Here is a 24,039-nt window from a genome sequence, read left to right as displayed (position 1 = left end):
TATTATGTGGTCAAGAAGTGAATTGAAAGCCAGAGCTAAAGAGGTCTTGAGAAGAATCTACTGGAGTGCTTTTGGCGTAAGTATTGTAATTTCTTTAGCCGGTGGTGATTATGGGGGAGGTGGCAGCAATTCTAGCTCTAGGAACTCCGGAGACTCTTTTTTTGCAAATATCTTTGATAACAGTGCTGCATTTTGGCGATTCGTTACCATTGCTTTAATTGGTATTGGATTTATTACGGTTCTTCGTATTGTTGTGGGTTATTGCTTAGAGGTAGGCGGTAGAAGGTATTTTATTCAGTCCGCTCAATACAGAGATAATTCCGGATGTTTTAGCTTTGCTTTTGCAGGACATAACTATAAGGAAATAGTAAAAACTATGTTTGTAAAAGATATTCTTATCTTTCTTTGGAGTCTGCTGTTTATTATACCTGGTATAGTAAAATCCTATGCCTACAGGATGGTGCCCTATATACTGGCAGATAATCCAAACATCGGAGTAAAAAGAGCTATAGAACTAAGCAATGAAATGACTAGGGGGCACAAGTTTGATATGTTTGTATTAGACTTGTCCTTTATCGGTTGGTACTTGTTGGGCGCTTTAGCATGTGGAGTAGGTGTTCTATTTGTAAAACCTTATGAGAACGCTACTTATGCTGAGTTATATTTAGTATTGAGAAGAAACGCCATCTATTATAACATGTGCAGGCCTGATGAATTGTTATTAAATCAGCCAGAAGGTTATTATGATAGATGGTAAGAACAGATATCTTATAGCAGATACCTGAGGTTAGACATAATAAGATGTATAAAAATTCTGTAGAGTGGAGATTTTTTAGTGACAAGTTTAGAGTGACAAGTGACAAGTTTAGGATATTTTTTCTCATCAAAGCTGAGAAAAAAATTAAATATATAATTTTAGAAATTCAGCTTCACTGAATTTCATCCACAACTTGTCACTTGTAACTTAAAAAATTGCGATAACTCGCAATTTTTAATAGTGTCCTATAACTGGCTTGTCCTTTGTTTTATGTTTGCGGTCCGAATCATACTCCTGCCAGTACACTCTTTATTCATTCAACCTTGTTCTGGCTGCCTTTAGTAAAGTCATAATGGTATCTTTATCAACCTTCTTGTCCAGCATCAATTGTACGGATAAGTTTTTGTACCGTGGTAAAACTAACTACTAGAATCAATGAACAATAAGGAGGATTTGCAATGAGTAAACCGGATGATAGAAGAGATAATGTAGATAAGCTTCAAGAAACAATTGATAATACAATCGAGAATATGAGGCTTACAGAAGAGGCTATAGAAGAGACAGCTAATGCAAAAACGAAGGCTGAACTGGAGGATAAAAATAAACGTAGACAAGAGGCACTGGAATCCTTGAGGTCTGAAATTAGAGATGAAGCAATAGCCAAAAAGAATGGTTATAAATAGTTAATGTGAAAGCTGGGCTCCAATATGGGACCCAGCTTTAAATTAATTACTTATATTGTATTTAATTTCCGCAATACCAATCTTTCCATAGCTATAGTCTCCTTCAGGCAGGGTCCATACAGCCTCACCACCGGAGGAAATTCTAGTACCATTAAAGTTCTTATATTCACATAAGGGAGTTGACCATTTATACTTTTTATAGGTTTTTCCTGAAGGAGAATAATATCTGTCTTCAGAAACAAAGTTTATAAGTTCTCCTTTATCATTGAAGTACAGAACTGCATGGATCTTTATACCCTCATTGGTAAAGGTAGCTTTTACTGTACTTGAATCTACGGTCTCCCATTCTATTCTCTCATCTATAAGGCTGCCTGGGGCTAGCACACACATGTCATTGAATACAGTAACTGTTTCTCCCTCATTCATCTCAGGTCCCTTTCCGTCTACCACTGTAAGCAAGCCCCCTAATTTAGCAAGCATACTTGCCTTTCCGCCAATGTAGCGATGAACGCCATAAACCGGTAGTCCAAACATTTTCATGTCCATATAATATAACCTTGTAGACTTTATCAAGTCAGTATATTGCTTGGCCTTCATTTTTGCCCAACCTTTTTCGGGATCTGCTTTAAACTTTCCTTCAAAAGTCACGGTAAAATTTCTTACCTTCTCTTTTCCTATTGCCTGGGAGTACCTGATATATTTTTGTACCGGTTCCGGTAAATCTTTGATGTCTTCTTCTGTAAGTATATCTTTTTCCATTGTGGCAGATTGCTCCAGTTCCTTTTGTACCGCCGTATTGTAGACATTTTTTAACTCTCCGCATTTATTGAATAGAAGCAGAATTACTACAATAACCAGTACTAATAGGATAAGCAACATATACTTCTTATCCATTGAATTGACCTCCCATTTCTTCGATTTTTTCAAGGAGCTTTTTTATTCCAGTGCACATTACTTCTATCTCGTGGTGGCTTAAACCTTCAAATAGATACATAATGAATTGAGCATCCTTATCCTCTCGCTTCTCCCAAAACTCTTGGCTCTTTTTTGTCAACTTAAGCCTTAGTGCCCTGGCATCCCGTTCATCCTGGTGTATTTTTAAAAATTCCTTTTCCTCAAGCTTTAAAGCTAGCTGTTTTATGTTCTGTCTGGAACTTCCCATAAGCTCTGCTACTTCGCTGAGTGTGGGTGGATTATCACCAAACTGAGAAATTATAGCCGTCAAAAACCATTGCTTCGTGGTCATGCCATCCTTACCCATATACTTATCCCCTAAAGCCTGAAGCTTATTGGCAAGAAGAAAGAGACTTCCGAAAATATACTTCTGTTTTTCTAAATTATCCATTGTTTATGTTGCCTCCAAAGTTAGCTTGCATAATACGTAATATATTACTCATATAAGTAATATATTACGTATTTATCATTTTGTCAACTGCTTTTACATAATTATCCTCTCTTTATTTTATTTGAACTAGACTGACTAAAAATAGGACTTCACTACATAGTTTATAGAAAAGTCCTATTTTGATTAAGCTTTATATAGTTTTTTCGAATTAATTGTGTAGCTTGAATAAACATATAAACCGTAACTATTTTTTACATAGTTCATGTATACATCTGCAGTTATAATATAAACCTGATCTCCATAGCTTCCGGTAGAATACAATGAAAAACTGCATACTCTTGTATTTCCAACATCACTAAAGGAAATTGGACTATTTAGCTGGGTCTTATATGATGCCATATTGTCCCCATATAATCCTCCCGAATTATAAACATTCATCAGATACAGGTCTCTACTTACAGCACAATCTTTATTTTTCATATAATTAATGAAATCATAGATACCAGTCTCCGCAATGTAATATGCTTTAGTACTGTTTAATGTGCTCAATGCTGACTTACTGCTTTTCACACTGGCATCCAGCATATATGCAGCTAACATAAATGTTGCCATCATAATTATAACTACAACCAAAAGAGCGGCACCCTTTTTCTTTTTCATGCATCTCACCTATCTTCTTATATTAACAGCAGTAGAACTTGAAAATTCACTGTTCCCTTTCACTGCTGAAACAGTTATATAAATCAGCTCATCTTCCTTATCTGGTGAGGTTCCCTGACTGATAACCACAGAATCAATGTAGGAACAGGTCCTACCATCCGCATTTACCAATTCTTTTTTGCCACTGTTAAAATAGATATCCGGACTAGTTGTATTTGATGTTAAATCAATTACAACCACTCCATTGGAAAGTACTTGGGCTACAGGATTTCCGGACAGGGTTATGCCTGAGGAACTTCTTATTTTATCAGTGAGCATATTCAAAGCCTTATTGGCATTGTACAGTAGGTCTATATTATGATTATACTCTGCAGCCTGCCTTATTTGTGTAAACAATGTCCTATACATAAATAAGGATATTATGCTAAACATGCTGAGTGCTATCATTAACTCAATTAGCGTTAAACCCTTCTTCTTCATAAACTCACCTTAATTAGCCAGCACATGGCTCTTAATCATAACTTCATCGCCAGGCTCTGAGGGATTTCTGCGAACTCTTACAGTAACCTCATGAAGTATTCCACCCTCAGGGTCAATTATATTTCCCTGTACTGTGACATAATAATTATTGACCTTTTGAAAGTTTGTACTAGGATTACCCTCTCCGGCATAATTACCTATATTTTCTTTAGTTGTTTTATATTTTTCCAATAGCATCTGAGCCTGCATCATCATATTTTGCCTTTCCATTTGAAGGCTCATATTTTTATTGGCAGTTATATTTAATCTGATAACCAAAACAGATATTACGGCAAAAACCCCTATGGCCACCATTAGCTCTAAGAAAGTAAAACCCTTTTTCTTTTTAATCCTCATTTACCTCACCACTTTTTCATAGTGATATCTGTTTCCATATTCATCAATACCGAACACCTCATAACCTGTACAGTCTTTTAAAACATTCACCGCCACTGAACCTTTGAAATCACTGTATCTGGCTCCTTCCATGTTCCAACCGCTGACTATCAAGGCATAGCCTTGAAGAAAGCTGTCACTACTTAACTTACCTATTTTCTTCCATGGCGCCCAATAAGAATTACTTATATTGAGGTTTTTAAGAGCATTATAGGCTGCATTGCTCAAGTCTCCTTGATCTCCAACTGCCAGAGTTTTTATGTTTGCTTTCAAGATATTAGATACCATGGCAACATTATTTGCCAAAGTTTGATTCATCTCAGGTGTTACCATTGTAGAAAGATTGATGGTTGTATAGCCCACATTATCACCATCTTGATCTACTCCGTAAACCACATATCCCGTAGGATTAGAAGTAACATAGACAATGACTGTTCCCGGCTTATCAGAAAAAGCAGTATCCTCCGTTGTTATGGCATCTGCATCATGAACTGATATTATGGAGTAATTACCTGTTATGCTGGAACTATAATAAATTCCTATACTATCCGAATTGTTATATGGATTAACTATGTGCTTGGAGGTATTTCCCGGAGTAAATTGTGTTTTTAGTTCTCCGTTCAAAGGATTTTTCATTACATCCCATATCTTATTAAGTGGCTCTCCTCTTAGTATTTTATCTATTGCTATACTTTTTATATAGGTGACTACATCTCCTATATTTTTCAAAATACCTGTAGGTACAGGCCCTCCATCATTGATACCACCTGGTGAACTGCCGTTTCCTCCTCCAACACCGCTTTGAACTACCGGCGGGATAGGCGGATTTTTTATGATGTTAATATCAATCATATCTCCACTGTTATCTATTCCATAAAGCACATAACCGGCCTTATACAAAATCACTACCACATCGCCGGCAAAGCTTTTATCCTTACCAAGGGCATTGCCTACCCCTCTGACATCTGCAGGCAATTCAGCGTTAGGATCTGCGGAATAGCCCAATACTACGGAGGCAGATGCTGGATTGTTTTGCCTTACATCTTGATGAGTATAGTTTATGGACGTTGCGTTATTAAATGGATTCTGCAAGGCATTACTGCCGGAGAAGTATTGGGTCATATCAGATTTTATACCTGAAAGTACCTGTGCCATTATCTCTGAATAGCTCTTTCCCTCCAGAAAAGCAGCATTCAAAATAATTGCATCCCTTGCTCCACGGCTTTCAATAAAAGACCTCACTAGCATAACATTGGTAGTTACACTTTGATTTTTTGATTGGGTCCTTACACTTGTCACATTAGGCGTTATTACCATGGTCAGTATGCCTATTACTGAAATAACTATCATCAGTTCAATTAAGGTAAAGCCTTTCTTAATCCTCATGCATATCCTCCCTTCTCCTATAATATACAAATTCAGTAGTAATCATGCTCCAAACCAGTTTTTATATCATAGTTCTCAAATATAATGTCGTATTATGTCATTCATTATACATTATTTCAAAATTCTTTCAAGTAAAAGATTTATAGGACTTGGAAAAGTCTCTGGATTACTTTCAGCTAATGTGCTCCATGAGTTCCATACTGTAATTAAAAAAGAAGGTCTATTCCCAGCAGAGCTGAAAAGAGTCCAAAATAAATTATATCATCATAAATCATTTTTCAGGATAACGCTTGTTTAGTTATATGTCTCATAAAAAACAGGGCTACATTATCCTGTCAAAGGATAGTACAACCCTGCACATTGCTAATATTCATTTGTTAATATCCCAATTAATTCATCAACTTTAGATTAGATTTCATAAATTCATCCTAATGATCATAAATCAATAGTTCTTATCAGCATAACCAACCCAGCCGCCTTCTTTGACAAGTGTCTTGTCAAAGTCACCAACCTTGAAGTCTATGATATCTGATTTTTCTGCTGAAGTTACAATTATTTTATCGTTATCAACGTCAATCTCTATTGAAGTGTCCTTACCTGCATAGTTATCAAAAAGATAGTCTATCTTATCTTTCGGCAGTTCTATAGCAAACATTCCACAGTTGTACATATTCTGTCTGAATATCCTTGCAAAGTTTTCCGCTATAACTACATTTATTTCATTTACCTCTAAAGCCCAAGGAGCGTGTTCCCTGGAAGAACCGCAGCCAAAATTAGCCCTGGTCACAATAACCGCCTTGTCTTTGATGTCTTCTTTGTTGTTGAAGCCTGGCAGCGCTAAATCTTCCAGTAAGTAGGGTTTTAGAGCCTCTTTAGTGATCTCTGTAAGATACTTCGCAGGAATAATTTCATCGGTATTAATATCGCTTCTATCTAAAAATAAAACTTTTCCTTTAAAATTCTTCATGTTTACCTCCGCTACCTAAGCTGTAAATAGCTCTGAATTAGTTATTTTTCCTTCAATGGCTGATGCTGCGGCAGTAGCTGGACTCATCAGATGAACTGTACCGCCCTTACCCATTCTGCCGTTAAAGTTACGGTTAGTTGTGGAAGCGCAGACTTCACCGCTGGCAAGCACTCCGTTACTCATACCTAGACAAGCTCCACAGGTTGGATTTGTTACGCAGAAACCTGCCTCCTGAAATACTTCTATAAGGCCTTCCTTTAAGGCCTGGGAATAAATAGCCGGAGTTGCTGGACTAACAATTGCACGGACATTATCGGATATTTTTTTGCCCTTAAGAATACTTGCTGCAATTCTCAAATCTTCTATACGTCCATTAGTACAGCTTCCTATGTAAACTTGATCAATTTTTGTTCCTTCCATCTCTCTTACAGGCTTTACCTGATCAGGTTTGTAGCCAAAAGTAACCATAGGCTCTAAATCTGAAACATCATACTCATAAACTTTTTCATAAGTGGCGTCCTCATCAGAAATCCATTTTGAGTATTCCTTTAAAGCCTCTTCCTTTGAAGCAAACTCATCCTTTATGAAAGGCCAAAGATATTCAATCGTTGTCATATCCGGATAGCATACTCCACAGGTGCCGCCGGCTTCTATAGCCATATTGCAAAGTGTCATACGAGCTTCCATTGACATTGCATCGATGACCGGGCCGGTAAATTCTATAACCATGTTTGTGGCACCGTTAACTGTTAGTTCTTTAATGATGAAGAGTATCAGGTCTTTTGCATAAACTCCAGCCTTCAGCGTACCGTTGAGTACAAACTTTATTGTTTTTGGAAAGTGGAAGGCACAAACACCCTTTAATATACCAACTTCAAGATCCGTAGTTCCTACTCCGGCGGCAAAGGCTCCAAAAGCTCCATGGGTACAGGTATGGGAATCCCCCATTATAACTGTATAACCTGGTCTTACGAATCCCTTTTCCGGGAATATAGCGTGACATACACCATTTCTTCCGATATCAAAAAAGTCTTTTATACCATGTCTTCTGGCCCAATCTCTCATTATCTTCCCTTGCTCAGCAGTCTTTGAATCCTTTGCGGGGGTTACATGGTCTATAACAGCCTTTATCTTCGTTGAATCGAAGACTCTGTCCATCCCTCTTGCCATGAGATCGGTGATTGCAATAGGGGTGGTAATCTCATGACAAAAAACCCTATCCAGCTTTAAAACATGCGTATCAGGGAAAGGCATGTCCACCCTATGTGCATCAAATATTTTCTCAGCTAACGTCTTACCCATATACTTCTCTTTCTCCTTTTCCTTTTCCTTTTCCTTTTAATACAATGTTAAATAACAAATTATTTTCTAACTTCTTTGTTAAGATTATACTATTATTTTTTATAATTTGAAAGTAAATTTTATATTTTCTTATCATTATCGCAATAAATGTGAGGTGCCTGGCACCTCACAACTCACATCTCACATCTTTCAAGATTAATCAAGCAACTCTGTTCTTACTCCAAGAGAATATATATACAAGCGGTGAAGGGGTCTTGTCATTGCTATATAAAGCAGTTTTATATCAAGTTCTTCCTTCCGGTAAGCATCCTTAGAGGCATTGGCCACAATTACCACATCAAACTCAAGTCCTTTTACAAGATAAGATGGTATTAAAACTACTCCGCCTGAGTACTCCTTCTCATGGCCGGTAATAAACTCAGTCTTTACCTTAAGCTTATCTAAGTACTGTTTTACCGCTTTACATTCCTGAAGAGTCTTACATATAATGGCCACAGATTTAAAGCTTTCCTTCTTTGCATCTTCTATCTTTTGTTTTATACTGGTAGCTATCTCCTTTATGCTTGAAAGCTCTGTTACCGTAACCTCCTCCCCATGTCTTATTACCGGCTTAGCCAATGGCAATTCCTCATTTTCAAGGTTTTTAATTACCTTATTGGCTGCCTCCATAATTTCAACGGTGGTTCTGTAGCTCTGTTCAAGAGTCAGGAAGGCAGATTCTTCGTCTTTGAAGATGTATCTGCTTAGGTCACTCCAGTTTCTTATGCCCCTATAGGAATGTATTCCTTGAGACAAGTCTCCCAGTATGGTAAAAGACCCACTTTTCATGATGGATTTAAGCACATATATTTGGAACAAGCTAAAGTCCTGGGCTTCATCTATAAGTATGTGCCTTACTGAAAACTTGTCTTCAAGTCCATGGATTTGATAACGGAGCAGCATAAGGGGAGCAAGGTCCTCTACTTCCAGCATTACCTGCTCCAGTATTTCATTAGTGTAATTTATAACCTCCATTGTAAAAGCATCATCTATATATTTATGAAAGTATTCCCTGTATTCTTCTTTTCCACTCATGAACTCCTTATAATATTCAAATGGAGCTTTAGCCTTAATTTTATCCATATAAGCCCTAATCGGAGTTTTGGATTCCTTTTTTATCTTTTCCAGCAGGGCATCCCTATCCTCGGTTAGCTCTATTATCACTTTTCTTCTTTCCGGACAATCCTTCATGGAACTTCTCACTTGCTCCAGCTTTATATCATAGCTGCGCTCGACTCCCTCCAATACTCTTCCTTTATTCTGCCTCAAGGTATTGGTGAGATTCTTTTTTATTTCATCCATTCTCTTCATAAAGGGAAGATAAGAGTATTCCTGAAGAAACAATCTTTGAAGTTGATTGTAGGACAGAAGGATTACATCATGTATCCTGAAATCATCCTTGGGCAGAAAGTTTCGCTCGATTTCATAAATATACCGCCTCAAGATATTCATAAAGTGTAGGGAGGATTTGAACCGTGATATCTTCCTTGTAAGTTTAATTGATTCCTCTGAGAAGCTCTCTTGCTTTTCTACAAAGCTTGCCAACTTCTCATGTGTGGGCTTTATTTTAAATTTGGTACCGATTATGTTCATGGCCAGATCTTCAAATGTAGTCTGTAAGACATTTTCTACGCCCAAATCCGGCAATACTTCTGATATATAACTGAGAAAGAAACGGTTAGGTGCAATGATCATGAAATTCTTAGGACTTAAATGATCTTCATGATTATATAAAAGATAGGCAATTCTATGAAGAGCTATGGTGGTCTTTCCGCCTCCTGCAGCTCCCTGTACAATAAGAGGCTTCCACATATCCGCTCTGATAACCCTGTTTTGCTCTGCTTGAATGGTAGAAACTATATCCTTAAGCCTGTTATCCTTGGAGGATCCTAGGCTTGCTTGGAGGAAATCGTCATTAGTGGTGATGTCTATATCATACATTTCTTTGAGCTCTGCATTTTCTATGGTGTACTGTCTTTTGAGACTGATCTCTCCCTTTACAACTCCGTCCTGACACTTATACATGGCCTCACCAATTCTGCCCTCATAATAAAGGTTTGCTATGGGCGCTCTCCAATCTATTATGAGAGGCTCGTTATCTTCATCCTTTAGAAGGGATATTTTCCCTATGTAAAGCTTCTGTACGGTTTCATTACCTGCTTCGCGAAAGTCAACTCTTGCGAAATATGGCTTTAGCAGGCTTTTACTGAGATTCTTTACCCTCTGGTTTAAGTTCTCCTGCATTGTGGTATTGATCATAAGTTCATTGAACTGCTCTGCATTATCTGAGTTATAGTGCGTTATACTGTACTCAACATCTTTGTCGATCTTACTCTTTTGCTTAATAATCTGCTCATTATACGCCTTCATGTAATTTAGGATATACTTTAGTCTCTCAACCTCTATGGAATATTCTGGATGAACCGATGCTGTCATATACTCCACCTCTCTTTCTGTTTGTGTGCCACCCTTTAGGTGCCAGCCACCTCACAAGTCACTTTCTTTACTTTTGGGTTGCTATGCTCTGGTGTGCCGCTTCCAGGTGCCAGCGACCTCACATGTCACAAGTCACAAATCAAAGTTACATTTCTCTTTTGGGGTGATATCACCACACATCTTACTTTACTATTTTATATAACCTCCATATAATAATAAAGCTTCCAATAAAGCGGTAATCAGACTTTCCATACTCCTCACTGAACTTTTTCATAGCAAAGTATTTAAATCATAAAACTTCTATGTTTTTCTTGACAATGTGCGGTTTTTATTATATGATATTAATATAAATTTGACAGTAGTATATAATTTTGGCGAAAATCTTGTTAAAACAGGCTGGATTCATTTTCCAGTCTTTTTGTTTTTTTCAGGTGCCTTTTTTCAGGTGCCTTTTTTCAGGTGCCAGGCACGTCACAAGTCACATCTCACATGTATAAGCAACTAATTTTTGGTAATAATTACAGAGAAAGATGTGAGGTGATTTTATGGCAAGAGCCAAAAGAGTTATTTACGAGGGTGCAATTTATCATGTTATCTTAAGAGGAAATAATAGGTACCATATTTTTAATAATCAAAAACATAAGTCTTTCCTTATAAAACAACTTAAAGATTATAATGAAATACTAGATTTTGAGTTATTAGCTTATGTTATCATGGATAACCACTATCATTTTTTGATTAGAACCAATAAAAACTCCATCAGTGAAGTCATGTTTTACATAAATAATGCCCTCGGGAAGTATTTAAGCCGTGAGTTGAATAGGACCGGACATAATTTCGATAATCGATATACCTGCAAGCTTGTAACATCAGAGATATATCTAATCTGGCTTTTAAGGTATGTACATAGAAACCCGGTTAGGGCGGGAATTTGCTCCAATATTGATGCGTATAGGTGGAGTAGTCACTATTATTATAAGCGAGGCATAAGTTCCTTTGTTAAGACAGATCTGATTCTTAGCCTTCTGGGATCAAAAAGAGATTACGCTATAAGGCAGTACCACACCTTGGTTACCTTTGCTGGTGATGATGTAAATCATCAACTGGATTTAGAAGCACTTAAAAATAAATATAATTTTAATGATGTAAATTTAGGGCAAATAACTAAAGATGCCCCCACAGAGGCACCTTTAACTCAATGCACGCGTAAATCCTTAGATGATATTTTCCGTTCACTTAACTTAGACTACGAGCTGGAACAGCTATTATTGTCCGGTAGCAAGAAACCTTCTCTTACCAATTACAAGCTAAACTTTATTAAAGAAGCTCTCAAACATAAATATACGTTGAAGGAAATAAGTGCTTTTCTTAATGTAAAAAGCAACTCACTTTCCATGCTATTATCCCGTCACAAAGTGTCAAGATATGAAATGTGAGATGTGAGGTGCCTGGCACCTATGAAGGTAGCACCACCTACGGCACCTCTGCAACTATCTCCTTGATCATGAACTCTTTACCGCCCAGAAGCTCCCATGTCCTACTTCCGCAGTTTGGACACTTCCCATTACTCTTTATCAAATTAAAGACCTTATTACACTCCCTGCAAATTGCGTTGCCAGGTAATATCTCTATTTGTAATTTTGTCTCCTGCAGCATGGTTCCTTCCACCGCTGCAGGGTAGCAGGCTTCAATGTACCTGGGAATCATGGAGGAGAGTTCTCCAATTTGGAGTACCAAGGTATCAATTTTGGTTATTCCATTGACTTTTGCAAAGTTTTCCACTGTTTTTATTACTTCAATGACAACACCTAGTTCGTGCAATACAGCCCACCCCTCTCCTATGTTTATCTTAATTATTCTGCTTTTCGTTGTTTCCCGTAAAAACTGATTGAAGGAATCTTATAGGTTTCTTTGCGGTTATTCTCACCTTACGTTTTAGGGCATACCTTACCACTTTGCCTTTCACCTTTTCATACTCCACACTAGAGCTGTCGTATCTTCTTATCAGTTTGATGGCGTCAAACTTACACCTTGTTGTACAAGCACCACAGCCTACGCAAAGGAATTCATCCACCACAGTGGCGCCGCAGCTTAGACAACGTTCTGTTTCCTTTTTAACCTGCTCTTCCGTAAAGGTGCCACGTATGTCCTTAAAGGTCTTTCTAGAACTGTCCCCTTCAGTATGGGGCGCCTTTTGTCTTGGAACACAATCATAGCCTTGGAGATTAAGATTTTCTTTATCCAGGGCAATGTAATTTCTCCTTGTACGTCCCAGGGTTAAGCTCTGTCCCGGTTGAACATAACGGTGGATTGAAATGGCAGCTTCTTTACCCATTGCGATTGCGTCAATAGCAAACTTAGGTCCGGTAAAGACGTCACCGCCGGCAAATACATCAGGATCTCCTGTTTGTAATGTAAGCATATCTGCTTGTACTGTTCTATTGGGATTCAATTCTATTTTACTACCCAACAGCAGGCCGCCCCAGTTTATAGCTTGACCAACAGAGATTAAAACATTATCTGCCTTTACCACTCTAATTTTCTTTTCATCAAACTTAGGACTAAACCTTCCATTTTTATCGAAGACGGATATACATTTCTTGAACTCTACACCGGTAACATGTCCATTTTCCGTTATAATGCGGTTAGGTCCCCAGCAGTTATTTATTCTAATACCTTCTCCCAAGGCTTCATCAATTTCTTCCTCAAGAGCTGGCATCTGTTCTCTGTCTTCCAAGCAGTACATATCAACATTGTCTGCCCCTACCCTCACTGCAGTACGAGCAACATCAATAGCTACGTTTCCTCCTCCGATTACTACGGTATTTCCTTCCAGCTTAACTGCATCACCAAGGTTCACCTTTCGTAAAAAGTCCACACCGGTGAATACACCTTCAGCCTCCTCACCTTCTACGCCAAGTTTTCTGCCTGCTTGGGCACCTATAGCGATGTAGAAGGCCTCGAAGCCTTGATCTCTTAAGTCATGGATACTAATGTCTTTACCAACTTCTATTCCGGTCACAAATTCTACTCCCAGTTCCTTTAAAATATCAATTTCTGCATTAACCACATCTTTTTCCAGTCTGAAGGACGGTATCCCTAGGGTAAGCATACCTCCAAGCACCTTTTCCTTTTCAAAGACCGTTACCTTGTAACCATCAATAGCCAAGTAGTAAGCACAGGAAAGACCCGATGGACCAGCACCGATTACAGCTATTTTTTTACCATATTGATGTCTTATCTTAGGTATATATCGGTGTTCCTTCTTCAAATCCTGATCTGCTATAAATTTTTTGATATCATCAATAGCTATAGGGTCGTCAATATCTCCTCTAGTACAGGCGGACTCACAATATCTAGGACAGACACGTCCACATACCGCCGGGAATGGATTCTCATGCTTGATAAGCTCAAGGGCTTCTGTATATCTCCCTTGGGCGGCAAGCTTGATATATCCCTGTATACCAATATGAGCAGGACATTCTGCTTTACAGGGGCTTGTACCAGTATCTGCAACTACCTTCCTATTTAGTCGGTAATCCGGATTCCACTTATCTGCACCCCATTCTGTATCATGGGGGAGGTCTCTTTTCTTTTTTTGTATAGGAGTCTTTGAGCAGATTTTCTGGCCCAATTGCAGCGCATTAACAGGACAGTTTTCAACGCACTCCCCGCAGGCTACGCACTTTTCCTTGTCTACTTGGGAAATATAGTTTGAACGAACCATATCTGGGTTAACAAACATCTCCGCGATTCTTAGAGCAAAGCAGGAACATCCGCAACAGTTACATATGGCATGAGTTTTTCCTGGTCCGTCTAAATTCGGTATACTGTGCATCAATCCATTTTCTTCAGCTCTCCTTATGATTTCAAAGGCTTCTTCCCGAGTAATCTCTCGCCCTCTTCCTGTACGGATGTAGTATTCAGCCGCATGTCCCAACTGAATACACATATCCTCCTTCAAGTGACCGCACCCTTCTCCCATGGCTTCTCTTGAAGTACGGCAGGAGCAGTCGGAAACAGAAAATATGGTGTTTTCGTTGAGATATTTAGATACCTCTTCATAGGATGCCCTTCTGGTTTCGCCCTTTATGGACATCTCTATGGGTATAACACGCATAGGGCCGGTTCCCACAGGAAAGATACCTGCAGCTAAAGGTCCCTTCAACTTTCCATATTCATCAAAGGCCTTTGCAAGTTGCGGGTACTTTTTAACATTCTCCCTGTTGTTAACTATCATCTCCATATGGCCGGGAACCCAAATATCATGCCAGTATTTATCAACCCCGTCTATTTTATTTACAAAGGCAGCACCGGCAAGGGCTAATTCCCATAGCAGCCTTTCTGTCTCTTCTACGGATTTTCCGCATAGTAGAGCAATTTCTTCAGCACTTCTTGGAACACGAAACTCAAGACAAAGTCCTACTTCCGCCATCTCTTCCGTAAGAATGGGCTCCAAAACATAATACTCCGGCCGATCCGGCGTAATTTCACCCTTAGTCCCTCGTTTTGTCTTGCTAATTTTATTAGCAAAATCTAACACCTTTTCTTTTACCATACATTGGCCTCCTATTTAAATATTCTTTTTCGGAGTTAATTCTCATTCCAGTTCTTGACTTCGTTGCACACCCACTCTATCCATTGTTCAAAGCCTTCACCAGTTTTAGCAGAGATAGGTATTATCTTGATCTTGGGATTTAACTTTTTTACCCTCTCCTCCACAGCCTTGAAGTCAAAATCGAATATACTTACTGCATCAATTTTATTGATCAGCAAAACATCGACAATGGAGAACATCAGTGGGTATTTCAGAGGCTTATCATCACCCTCCGGTACACTTAAAATCATGGCATTTTTTGATGCGCCGGTATCAAATTCCGCTGGACATACTAAGTTACCTACATTCTCCAGAATGATAAAATCCAAGCCTTCTGGTTTCATCTCTGTGAGGCCTTGCTTGGTCATATCTGCATCAAGATGGCACATGCCCCCGGTATGTAATTGGATTACTTTAGCACCGGTTTGAGCAATCTTATTAGCATCCACATCTGAATCAATGTCTGCTTCCAAAACTCCAATTTTCATTTCATCCTTCAGTGCCTCAATGGTTCTTAAAACTGTTGTGGTTTTCCCGGAACCCGGTGAGGACATTAAATTCAATAAAAAGGTCTTGTTTCTTTTTAGTTCTTCCCTTAGCAAATTAGCTTGCCTATCGTTGTCTTCGAAAATACTTCGCTTAATCTCTAGAACTTTGTAGTCAGACATACCATCAAATCCTCCAATTCATTTAAATTCTTATACTATATAAAAATAAACATTACAGATATGCAATGAAATATGTGAGTTGTCGTCGTGACTTGTGACTTGTGAGGTGCCTGGCACCTCACAAGGGCACCTCCGCAAGGTACCTCCCCCCTAAGAAAGAGCTTTAACTTCCTTATGAGCCCTTAAATCTGTATAAAGCTCGCCAAAATAAGGATTTCTCTTTGTCTTTACTACCTTGTATATCATGTAAATCAGTACTACTATATTGGCTAATAGAGCAGCAAAGCTGAAACCAAAGAGTGGTGCCTCCTTATAAGAGGATGCCACAGCAAAAGCCCCCTGATCTTGGAAGGCCGGAAAGGTCTGCGCAAACATACACCATATAGCCAAAGTTTGTGCACGATGCTGCAGCCATGCTCCCTTTCCTACCGTAAAGGCACAGAGAGTTGGAGCTAGAAGAAGCGCAAAACCGCAGTACCAAGCATGTCCAGGTAAAGCGTTGTATGTATATGCAAAATTCCATAGATCATAGGCTATTATCCAAAACCACAGCATGTCCGGCCAAAGCATATCTTTGCTTCTGTCTTTGGCAGTTTCCTTTCTTAAGCAAATACCCACCCATCCGGTTATAGTTATAATGTTAAGAATACCTGCTATACCGTTCATGAAATTCCAGGAACCTCCAAGAACATACATAGCATCATCAACCAAGATTCCTCCACCCTGATATTGAATCCCGATTTGGAAATCTCGGGCTACTGCCTCCAGTATGTTAATGGCAAGTATCAGCGGCGGGAAAGCTAAGGCCCATTTCTTATCAGCTAATCTAACTTCCTTTCCTGTCTCTTTGTTAGTCCATTTAACATGTCTGATGCACCAGAAGCCTATGCAACCTGCTGTTGAAGAATACACCTTTGCTAAATGAAACCAGTCTGTATACGTTTTCTCTTTTAGCACAGTAAACCACAGTACAGAAAGAACTAATGGTAACACAACAAAACTGAAAAGTCCCACATACTTCCATCGACGAGCCACTTCATTAAAGATAAAAAGCCCTGAAAATACAAGGAGCCATACTCCCCATACGCCTAATGTAGTTGCACCGTCGGCATAATTGAAAATAAACATACTATTCCTCCTTACATCCTTTATTGTAAATTATTAGTGCTCTATATTTATATTGTATAATTTTTCACAATCAATCTGCAATAGACAAAAAAATGAAAGTGTCTAATTTTTACACTTTCATTTTAACGTATGGTTATTAACTTATATCTTCTTTTACAAAGGCCTCCACAGATCTTGGAATACTTCCTGTAATCATAACAAGAAGTCTTTTTAGGATAATCTCAGGCTCCTCTTCCATTCCACTATCTACCCAGTCAATCATGAGTCCATTAAATACATGTACATAAAAATTAACTATGAAGCTTCGGTCCTTGTCCTTTAAATTTACTTGCATTTTTTCAACGCACTCATCAACTACACCCTCCATAAGCCTTCCGGAAAGGTGGGCAATATAGGTTTTAGCTTCCTGCCAATAAGAAGAATAGTACACATGCAGCATCATTTTTGAATTTCTCTTTAAATAATTCATGGTGGCCAAAAAGCCTCCTGCCCAGGTTTCAAAGGTTCTGTTTTGGGCAATCTCCTTTGATAACTCCTGGTGAAATATGAATTTAAAAACATCCATTATATACGTAAAATGATTATAAAAGCTCTGTCTGTTTACGCCGCAGTGTTCACAAAGCGCCTTCACTGTAATCTTATCTATTGCTTTCTTACTTATCAGTTCTTTAAAGGAGTCTATTATGGCAGCTTTTGCATTCTGTTTCATAGGCCCTTCCTTTTACTACAGTATTTCTAAGATTTCAACGGTATACTTCTCGCTGGGAGCATTAACTTCAACCACGTCCCCAGCTCTTTTTCCCATCAAGGCTTTTCCTAAATCAGATTCTATGCTTATAAGCATGTTTTCAGGGTCCGCATCCATAGTAGTCACTAAGGTTACCACATCTTCATCGTCGTATTCTACAAACTTAATACGGGCTTTCTTGTTGATACCCAAAACTGATTGGTCAACCTCATTTTCATCGATTACTGTTGCTGTATTAATCATGTTTAATAAGTACTGTATCCTATTATCATTTTCTCTATAATTGGCACAGGCCTCCTTATATTCCGCATTTTCAGACCTGTCGCCATGAGCCGCCGCTTCTGCCTTTTCTCTGGCTATTTCTGCTCTTTTTACTGTCATTCTATATTCTAATTCTTCTTTTAACTTTCTCATATTTTCTTTCGTCAGTGTGTTGTTCATTTAAGGGTAACCCTCCTTGAGAAATATTATATAATATTATACTAATATTATATAATATTTAGAAAAAGATAAAAGATGTAACATAGCATTAGTTTTTGAATTTCTTCAGGACTTCCATATCTTACACCCCTATAATTTTCATCTGCATATATTTCGCAAAACACTGTAAATTCCCTCATATTTAACTTTTCTCAACCTTAACCTTTTGCAAATGATAGATAAAGTTCAGTACAGGATCTGCCTTTCTTTTTTCCTCTTCTTTTATCTTTTCTAATCTATCAATTATTCCATGAAAATCTGCAAATTGAGACAGATGTTCAGCAGCGCTTCTAAGCTTATCTTCATAACTGAGCTTTTCCCTTCCCGGTATTCTCTCCTGTCTTGGAATATTAAAATCTTTAAAATTACTTCTTATATTTTTTTCATACATATCCTGCACCACCTTTCTATTTTCTTATACTATATTATCGTTGTTTTCAGAAAATTCTTTAATTTCGCACTGTGTGAACCTCTTTGTTTTAATTATGTAATAAAGTCTCACCCAACCAATGAAACTATCTTTGCAGAAATTCAGGTGAGGACCATATTTGAGGAAGCTTGGAGCGAGCTCGATCACGATGTTAGATATCCCTACGATATCGACAATGAGCTATTGAGAAGTTACCTCATCATGTTTAACCGCTTGGCGGGTACTGCCGATGAAATGGGTTCCTTCATTAAGCATCTTGCTGACAATCTTAGAGAGCAGGAGCATAATTATGCAAATCAAATAGATAATATAAAGGTCAGAATAAAGACTTTGACAGGAAATGGCGGAGATATAGATACTATCCTCAATGAACTGGATGTCTTAAAAAGTTCCTTTCTTCTGACTCATCTGCATGGAGGCACCAAATATATTGAATAAAGCTATAGGGGAGTCCAAGACGGCTCCCCTTAAATATATGGCCTCTAAGATATAGGTGTAAGCATCCAAGAAACCACCCACAACTGCAAGCAGCATTCCTGCAAGATATGATTCTGACATTTGAACATTTTTAGTTTTCATTATAGTCCTTCCTTCTAGAGGTATCCTAGGAGCTTAAAGTATTTTTTATTTCAACAATTTGATAAATTCTTCTTCAGGCACTGGCTTACTGACCAAATACCCTTGAAACATGTCGCATTTATGTTTTTTCAAATAATTCAGCTGGCTATGATTCTCTACTCCTTCAGCAATAACATTTAAGCCTAACTGTTTTCCCAGGAGGATAATAATGTTAGTAATATTTTGTGTATCTTCCTCAGACTTTATATCAGAGATAAAGGACCTATCTATTTTAACCAAATTTATTGGCAGGGTCCGTAAATATGTCAGTGAAGAATATCCGCAGCCAAAGTCATCCAGAGCTATCTTTATATTTTTGTCTCTGAGCTTTTTTAACTTTCTGACAGCTAAGTTCATAGATTCTATCAACACTGATTCAGTAATCTCTATCAATATAAGTTCCGGAGCCACACCTACCTTCTCTATGGTCTTTAAGATTAAATCAGTAAACTCCTTTTGGAGCAGTTGATGAGGTGAAATATTGACTGAAACATAAAAATCAGTGTACCCCCTGTCATACATCTTTTTTGCATATTTACATGCATTCTCAAAGACCCACCGCCCTATTTCTATTATAGTTCCATTTTCTTCTGCAATACTAATAAATTTCGCCGGTGAAATCATACCTTCCTTGGGATGTATCCATCTCACCAGGGCTTCACACCCTTTTATTCTTGCATCTGCTACATCAACAATAGGTTGGTAATATAGTTGAAACTCGTTATTCTCTATAGCCTTATGCAAGTCTGCCTCAATTTTAATTTTCTCTATGGCTGCTTCTCCCATCTTGTCATCATAAAAAGAATTATTGCCTCTGCCTGCTTCCTTCGACTTATACATGGCTGTGTCCGCATTTTTTAGGAGCTCGTTAAAATCTGTACCATGATCGGGATAAATTACGGCACCACTACTGTGGGTTATGTGAAATACCTTTCCGTCAATGCAAATAACACTGGCTAAGACCTTATGCAAATATCTTGAAAGTTGCTCTACTTCCTCTTTATCTTTGATGTCTTCCATTAAAACGATAAATTCGTCTCCACCCAGTCTAAAGCTATTGATCTTATTTCTGTTAATTTCTTTAAGCCTCTTGCTTACCTCCACCAGTAGTTTATCTCCTAATGAATGTCCATAAGAATCATTAATGACCTTAAAGTTATCCAAGTCTATGTAGATCATTGAAAATTTTGACTTGCTTTCATTAGCCTTTTTTATCTTTTCATTAATTACTTCTGCCAGCATAATCCTATTAGGGAGACCGGTCACAGGATCATAATAAGCCAAATCATATATTCTCTTTTGCTGCTCTTTGAGTTCTGTTATATCCGTAAGTACTCCAAAGGCCTTGATTGGCTTTCCTCCCTCATCATATTCACATTTTGAATTTGTAACCAGCCACTTGTATGTCCCATCTTTACACTTAACCCTATATTCGAAGGTGTGAACTTCAATATTTTTACCACTTTGCTTTCTAATAGCTTCTCTTACAAGCTCTATATCGCTAGGATGGATAATGTTAAACCACGCCTCTAAGTTCTCCAATTCTCCAGGATTATAACCAAGAATATCATATAGCTTGCCATTAAAATACCACTGGTGGCTGGTCAGATCCATTTCCCAGATGATATCCTTGGTAGCCTCTGCAATTACCCTGTAGCGTTCTTCTCTTTTCTTTAATTCCTCTTGCTTTTTCATTAGTTCCATTACAGTATGTTCTATATCTTTTTCACAAATTTCTGCCATTTCAAACTTTTCCATAATTTACCTCTTAAAGAATAATATGTATTTATTTCTCTGAACCTCTTATCACTTAAATTAAACAACTATCTATTACTCAACAATATATTATTCAACAAAGCTTAATAAATTCCTTTTATGATTCACCGGAAATGTAATGAGTAGTTATGGAGGATTTTTCTTCGTTTAACTACGAAAAATCTTCAATTTAATAATTTTTTAGGCATGTGATAATATAACTATTTACCCAACCAACAGCTTGGGTGGCTCAAAAAAATAAAACTGCGTCACAACGCAGTTTTTATAATATAATTTTGTAGAAAATCAGCTCCGCTGAATTTCATCCATAATTACTCATTATTAATTACTAATTGAATACTATTACCAGCCTTCAAACATTTTCAAAAATCCGAATCCATAGCTTTCATCAACCACGGTACCGGATATGGTAGGATAGAACAGAATAAACAGGGCTACCACCAGCACCATATAGCCATAAATATGGTATCTTCTGCTTTTTTTCTTTTCATATAGATGTGCCGCCATATATACGATGCTCAGTATGATAAAAGGAACTGATGCAAAAAAGTGATATATAAAGGTTATCCTGGAAACCAGTACCCAGGGTAAATAATTTGATAAGCCTCCCAATACTATAAAGAAAGCTACCTTATCCTTCTTCTTCAGTCCAATTATAATCACGGCAATAAAGGCCAAGGAACCTAGCCACCATACAGCCGGATTTCCCATGGCAACTATACTGGACATCTTCCCTGCCGGCAGATAGTCCTTGCCATAATAGTACCACATAGGCCTTAAGATAATAGGCCATTCGTACCATGGCGATGCATAGGGATGGGTAGCCACAAGATCATTATGGTAGCTGAACATACGCACCTGGACCTTAAATACATCAATAAGCCCATGTCCTGGTCCCGGAATCATCATAAATGGAATATAGGAAGCTATATATACTGCAAGGGGTATTACAATAAAGAATAGAACAGCCCAGCCTATTGTTTTGACTGTATGTTTTTTGAAATTAGCTTTTATATTGCTGCAAGCTTCATATTCATCCATATTCTCTGCAGCATTTTCCAGCCTTAAATATTCTACCGCCTTCTTGTATTCAGTATACCTATCATATATTTCCTTAAAAAACAAAATTGCCAGTCCCACAGCAGCATAAATACAAATCCATTTTGTAGCCGCTCCAAAGGCGAAAAACAAGCCGGAAAGTCCCAGGGAGACTATAGATTTCTTAAGCCCAGCTTTGCTTGGTTTTGTCTCAATGAATTTTAACATAAAGTAATACATCAATATTATAAAAAATACTGCATATCCATCCACTGTAGCTATTCTTGTCTGGGTAAAATGCATAAAATCAAAGGTCAGTAAAAAGGCTGTAAGGAATGCAAATTCTGTCCTCTTAAACAACCTCTTTCCCAGGATATAGATGCAGGTGATCATTGCAATACCAAAGAGTGTTCCTGCAATTCTCCACCCGAATGGATTCATGCCAAATATAGCTACCCCCAGAGCTATAAATATTTTTCCCAAAGGTGGATGTGTCCACTCATAGTGCTCTAGCTTGTATAACATTTCATAGGCTGTTCTTCCATGATATAGTTCATCAAAATACATGCCGGTTAGGAATGATCGCTCTGACTGCACGTACTGCTGCTCATCGAATACCAGCTGGGGACTTCCCTGGCCCTTTGCGGATACCTTTTCTTCAATCAATTCCACTATCGGAAGGGGCTTATCCTCCCCTTTGGCGAATATGCCAATTTCGTTCAGCATTCCATCCGGCTTGATTACTGTAAATTTAACATATCTTGCTCTGGTATCCACATCCACGGTAGTCCACCTAAATATTTTGTGCTGGTCCATAGCCGTTCTGTTCTTCCAATTAACCTTATCGGTGGAAAAACTCACATTGTAGGTTCCTTCGCCAAGGCCCACAAAATAGCTGATCTTTTCAAGCTCCTTATCCTCTCCGAGATCAACATAAAAAGTTTCACCAAGGACTTTAGGCTGCCAAAAACTCTCCGGCACCTTTGTAGTTCCCAGATTAAATAAGGCAATTACAGAATATATTAAAGTTAACAAAAAAATAAGTATGTAATCTTTCTTTTTAAGCATTGAGGCACCTCTCGACTTAATAATATTCTATATATTCCGGTAATTATATTTTTATACCTTTATAGATTTCTACAAGGCTGCAAAAAATCCTCTTTTAAGCCATCAGGACGCTTTGCTTTCCACAGAAATGTGTCAAACAAAACGTCCCGCTGCCATCTTATCTAGACTTTGAGGCAATATAATCAAACCACAGTGCACTGAGCATACCTGATATAAAGCCTGCAAAGGTAATCATTGCGATAATTATCCTAGCAAGATCACCAAATCCTTCTCCGGTTCCACTTCTAGCTATTACTATGTTGACTATGGTGATTATAAGACAAAGAATTGCAGGAAGATATTTTACTACTCTTGCTTTCTTGAAAAGCCTATGAAGTAAATAGGTAAGGAGTGAAAAGACTAAAAATACTATTACAATTATAATGAGTAACCTATCCATATTGTATCCTCTCCTTTATATTTTCATCTCAAGTATACCAAATTAATCTATATAAATATATACGAAAATTATTGTGGCCAAAGCACCTATACATAAGAGTATATTATCTTCCTTTTCATGAAATTCAAGAAAAATAGAATAATCATATTCATTGTACTTGCAGCAATAAGCCTATTATATGTTGGGTGCGGTAAAAAAGATATATCTACTCATATAGCTTCCGTCTCAGAACCCATTTATGTAGACTTCAAAACAATAGATGATGACAGCAATATATTGGACTTGATGTTTGTTGTAGATACAACCGGCTCCATGCAGGACGAACTGGATTATCTAAAAGCCGAGTTGAAAAATGTTATCCGAAGAGTTGATGCAGAAGCCTCACAGAGCTTGGATATTCGTCTAAGCTGTAATTATTATCGAGACCAAGGCGATGAATATGTTGTACGTCCCTTTCCTTTTACCAGAGATATTGACGAGGTAATAAATGACATGAATAAGCAATATGCGGATGGCGGTGGGGATACAATTTTTGAAGATTTTTCGTAGCAAAGCGGAG

The 24,039-nt window shown here is 37.9% G+C and carries 25 protein-coding genes; 5 read left to right on the top strand and 20 right to left on the bottom strand.

From position 1 onward, the window contains the following. Positions 1 to 4 precede the first annotated feature (4 nt). Positions 5 to 757 (top strand): DUF975 family protein, encoded by a 753-nt coding sequence (locus FHY60_RS01790; protein WP_139902696.1) that lies wholly within the window; start codon positions 5 to 7, stop codon positions 755 to 757. A 458-nt stretch (positions 758 to 1,215) separates the two neighbouring features. Then, a complete protein-coding gene (gene tlp / locus FHY60_RS01780; protein WP_139902693.1) occupies positions 1,216 to 1,440 on the top strand; it encodes a small acid-soluble spore protein Tlp in 225 nt (74 codons plus the stop codon). A gap of 42 nt (positions 1,441 to 1,482) precedes the next feature. Here the strand turns inward: tlp and FHY60_RS01775 are convergent, their stop codons facing one another. From FHY60_RS01775 to helD, 9 genes are all read right to left on the bottom strand, one after another. Then, entirely contained in the window at positions 1,483 to 2,334 is an 852-nt protein-coding gene (locus FHY60_RS01775) for a DUF6544 family protein (RefSeq protein ID WP_243122199.1), read from the bottom strand. Further along, a complete protein-coding gene (locus FHY60_RS01770; RefSeq protein WP_139902690.1) occupies positions 2,327 to 2,785 on the bottom strand; it encodes a MarR family winged helix-turn-helix transcriptional regulator in 459 nt (152 codons plus the stop codon). Before FHY60_RS01770 ends, FHY60_RS01775 begins: the two co-directional genes overlap by 8 nt. A 183-nt stretch (positions 2,786 to 2,968) precedes the next feature. Continuing rightward, the gene (locus tag FHY60_RS01765; RefSeq protein ID WP_139902687.1) at positions 2,969 to 3,445 is read right to left on the bottom strand and encodes a hypothetical protein; all 477 of its coding nucleotides are present in this window, start codon (positions 3,443 to 3,445) and stop codon (positions 2,969 to 2,971) included. Between the two features lie 9 nt (positions 3,446 to 3,454). Beyond that, on the bottom strand, positions 3,455 to 3,925 hold the full coding sequence (locus FHY60_RS01760; RefSeq protein ID WP_139902684.1) for a PulJ/GspJ family protein: 471 nt from the start codon (positions 3,923 to 3,925) through the stop codon (positions 3,455 to 3,457). Positions 3,926 to 3,934: 9 nt separating this feature from the next. Continuing rightward, positions 3,935 to 4,321 (bottom strand): type IV pilus modification PilV family protein, encoded by a 387-nt coding sequence (locus FHY60_RS01755; RefSeq protein WP_139902682.1) that lies wholly within the window; start codon positions 4,319 to 4,321, stop codon positions 3,935 to 3,937. Beyond that, the gene (locus FHY60_RS01750; protein ID WP_139902679.1) at positions 4,322 to 5,746 is read right to left on the bottom strand and encodes a prepilin-type N-terminal cleavage/methylation domain-containing protein; all 1,425 of its coding nucleotides are present in this window, start codon (positions 5,744 to 5,746) and stop codon (positions 4,322 to 4,324) included. A 442-nt stretch (positions 5,747 to 6,188) separates the two neighbouring features. Next, positions 6,189 to 6,713, bottom strand: a complete 525-nt coding sequence (locus tag FHY60_RS01745; protein WP_139902676.1) for a 3-isopropylmalate dehydratase small subunit — start codon at positions 6,711 to 6,713, stop codon at positions 6,189 to 6,191. Between the two features lie 15 nt (positions 6,714 to 6,728). Continuing rightward, complete coding sequence (locus FHY60_RS01740) at positions 6,729 to 8,015, bottom strand: 3-isopropylmalate dehydratase large subunit (protein ID WP_139902673.1); 1,287 nt, start codon at positions 8,013 to 8,015, stop codon at positions 6,729 to 6,731. A gap of 195 nt (positions 8,016 to 8,210) precedes the next feature. Continuing rightward, complete coding sequence (helD, locus tag FHY60_RS01735) at positions 8,211 to 10,490, bottom strand: RNA polymerase recycling motor HelD (RefSeq protein ID WP_139902670.1); 2,280 nt, start codon at positions 10,488 to 10,490, stop codon at positions 8,211 to 8,213. A 545-nt stretch (positions 10,491 to 11,035) separates the two neighbouring features. Between helD and FHY60_RS01730 the strand changes: the two genes are divergently transcribed. Continuing rightward, the gene (locus FHY60_RS01730; protein WP_139902667.1) at positions 11,036 to 11,926 is read left to right on the top strand and encodes a transposase; all 891 of its coding nucleotides are present in this window, start codon (positions 11,036 to 11,038) and stop codon (positions 11,924 to 11,926) included. Positions 11,927 to 11,963: 37 nt separating this feature from the next. Here FHY60_RS01730 and FHY60_RS01725 read toward each other — a convergent pair whose 3' ends face one another. From FHY60_RS01725 to FHY60_RS18200, 7 genes are all read right to left on the bottom strand, one after another. Continuing rightward, positions 11,964 to 12,311: a hydrogenase maturation nickel metallochaperone HypA/HybF gene (locus FHY60_RS01725; RefSeq protein WP_139902664.1), complete on the bottom strand. Its 348-nt coding sequence runs from the start codon at positions 12,309 to 12,311 to the stop codon at positions 11,964 to 11,966. A gap of 28 nt (positions 12,312 to 12,339) precedes the next feature. Next, on the bottom strand, positions 12,340 to 15,048 hold the full coding sequence (locus FHY60_RS01720; RefSeq protein WP_139902662.1) for an FAD-dependent oxidoreductase: 2,709 nt from the start codon (positions 15,046 to 15,048) through the stop codon (positions 12,340 to 12,342). Positions 15,049 to 15,083: 35 nt separating this feature from the next. Next, positions 15,084 to 15,755: a hydrogenase nickel incorporation protein HypB gene (hypB, locus tag FHY60_RS01715; protein ID WP_139902659.1), complete on the bottom strand. Its 672-nt coding sequence runs from the start codon at positions 15,753 to 15,755 to the stop codon at positions 15,084 to 15,086. 150 nt (positions 15,756 to 15,905) lie between these two features. Beyond that, entirely contained in the window at positions 15,906 to 16,883 is a 978-nt protein-coding gene (locus tag FHY60_RS01710; protein WP_139902656.1) for a DUF5692 family protein, read from the bottom strand. Between the two features lie 136 nt (positions 16,884 to 17,019). Then, positions 17,020 to 17,592: a TetR/AcrR family transcriptional regulator gene (locus FHY60_RS01705; protein ID WP_139902652.1), complete on the bottom strand. Its 573-nt coding sequence runs from the start codon at positions 17,590 to 17,592 to the stop codon at positions 17,020 to 17,022. A gap of 15 nt (positions 17,593 to 17,607) precedes the next feature. Further along, a complete protein-coding gene (locus FHY60_RS01700) occupies positions 17,608 to 18,072 on the bottom strand; it encodes a GreA/GreB family elongation factor (protein WP_139902651.1) in 465 nt (154 codons plus the stop codon). Between the two features lie 181 nt (positions 18,073 to 18,253). After that, positions 18,254 to 18,502: a hypothetical protein gene (locus FHY60_RS18200; RefSeq protein ID WP_243122198.1), complete on the bottom strand. Its 249-nt coding sequence runs from the start codon at positions 18,500 to 18,502 to the stop codon at positions 18,254 to 18,256. Between the two features lie 144 nt (positions 18,503 to 18,646). Between FHY60_RS18200 and FHY60_RS18575 the strand changes: the two genes are divergently transcribed. Then, the gene (locus FHY60_RS18575) at positions 18,647 to 18,979 is read left to right on the top strand and encodes a hypothetical protein (protein ID WP_243122197.1); all 333 of its coding nucleotides are present in this window, start codon (positions 18,647 to 18,649) and stop codon (positions 18,977 to 18,979) included. On the opposite strand, the gene FHY60_RS17705 is transcribed toward FHY60_RS18575, so the two are convergent. The 4 genes from FHY60_RS17705 to FHY60_RS01675 all read right to left on the bottom strand — a co-directional run bounded on the left by FHY60_RS17705 (position 18,923) and on the right by FHY60_RS01675 (position 23,480). After that, on the bottom strand, positions 18,923 to 19,120 hold the full coding sequence (locus tag FHY60_RS17705) for a hypothetical protein (RefSeq protein ID WP_163215928.1): 198 nt from the start codon (positions 19,118 to 19,120) through the stop codon (positions 18,923 to 18,925). The genes FHY60_RS18575 and FHY60_RS17705 overlap by 57 nt on opposite strands. 45 nt (positions 19,121 to 19,165) lie before the next feature. Next, a complete protein-coding gene (locus FHY60_RS01685) occupies positions 19,166 to 20,917 on the bottom strand; it encodes a putative bifunctional diguanylate cyclase/phosphodiesterase (protein WP_139902645.1) in 1,752 nt (583 codons plus the stop codon). Positions 20,918 to 21,277: 360 nt separating this feature from the next. Next, entirely contained in the window at positions 21,278 to 23,041 is a 1,764-nt protein-coding gene (locus tag FHY60_RS01680; protein ID WP_139902642.1) for a glycosyltransferase family 39 protein, read from the bottom strand. A 157-nt stretch (positions 23,042 to 23,198) separates the two neighbouring features. Further along, complete coding sequence (locus FHY60_RS01675; RefSeq protein WP_139902639.1) at positions 23,199 to 23,480, bottom strand: hypothetical protein; 282 nt, start codon at positions 23,478 to 23,480, stop codon at positions 23,199 to 23,201. A 117-nt stretch (positions 23,481 to 23,597) separates the two neighbouring features. On the opposite strand from FHY60_RS01675, the gene FHY60_RS01670 reads away from it, so the two are divergent. Beyond that, the gene (locus FHY60_RS01670) at positions 23,598 to 24,029 is read left to right on the top strand and encodes a vWA domain-containing protein (RefSeq protein WP_139902638.1); all 432 of its coding nucleotides are present in this window, start codon (positions 23,598 to 23,600) and stop codon (positions 24,027 to 24,029) included. Positions 24,030 to 24,039: the final 10 nt, after the last annotated feature.

The organism is Clostridium thermarum (genome assembly GCF_006351925.1).
GTDB lineage: Bacteria > Bacillota > Clostridia > Clostridiales > Clostridiaceae > Clostridium_AU > Clostridium_AU thermarum.
This window is presented reverse-complemented; position numbering and strand designations above follow the sequence as displayed.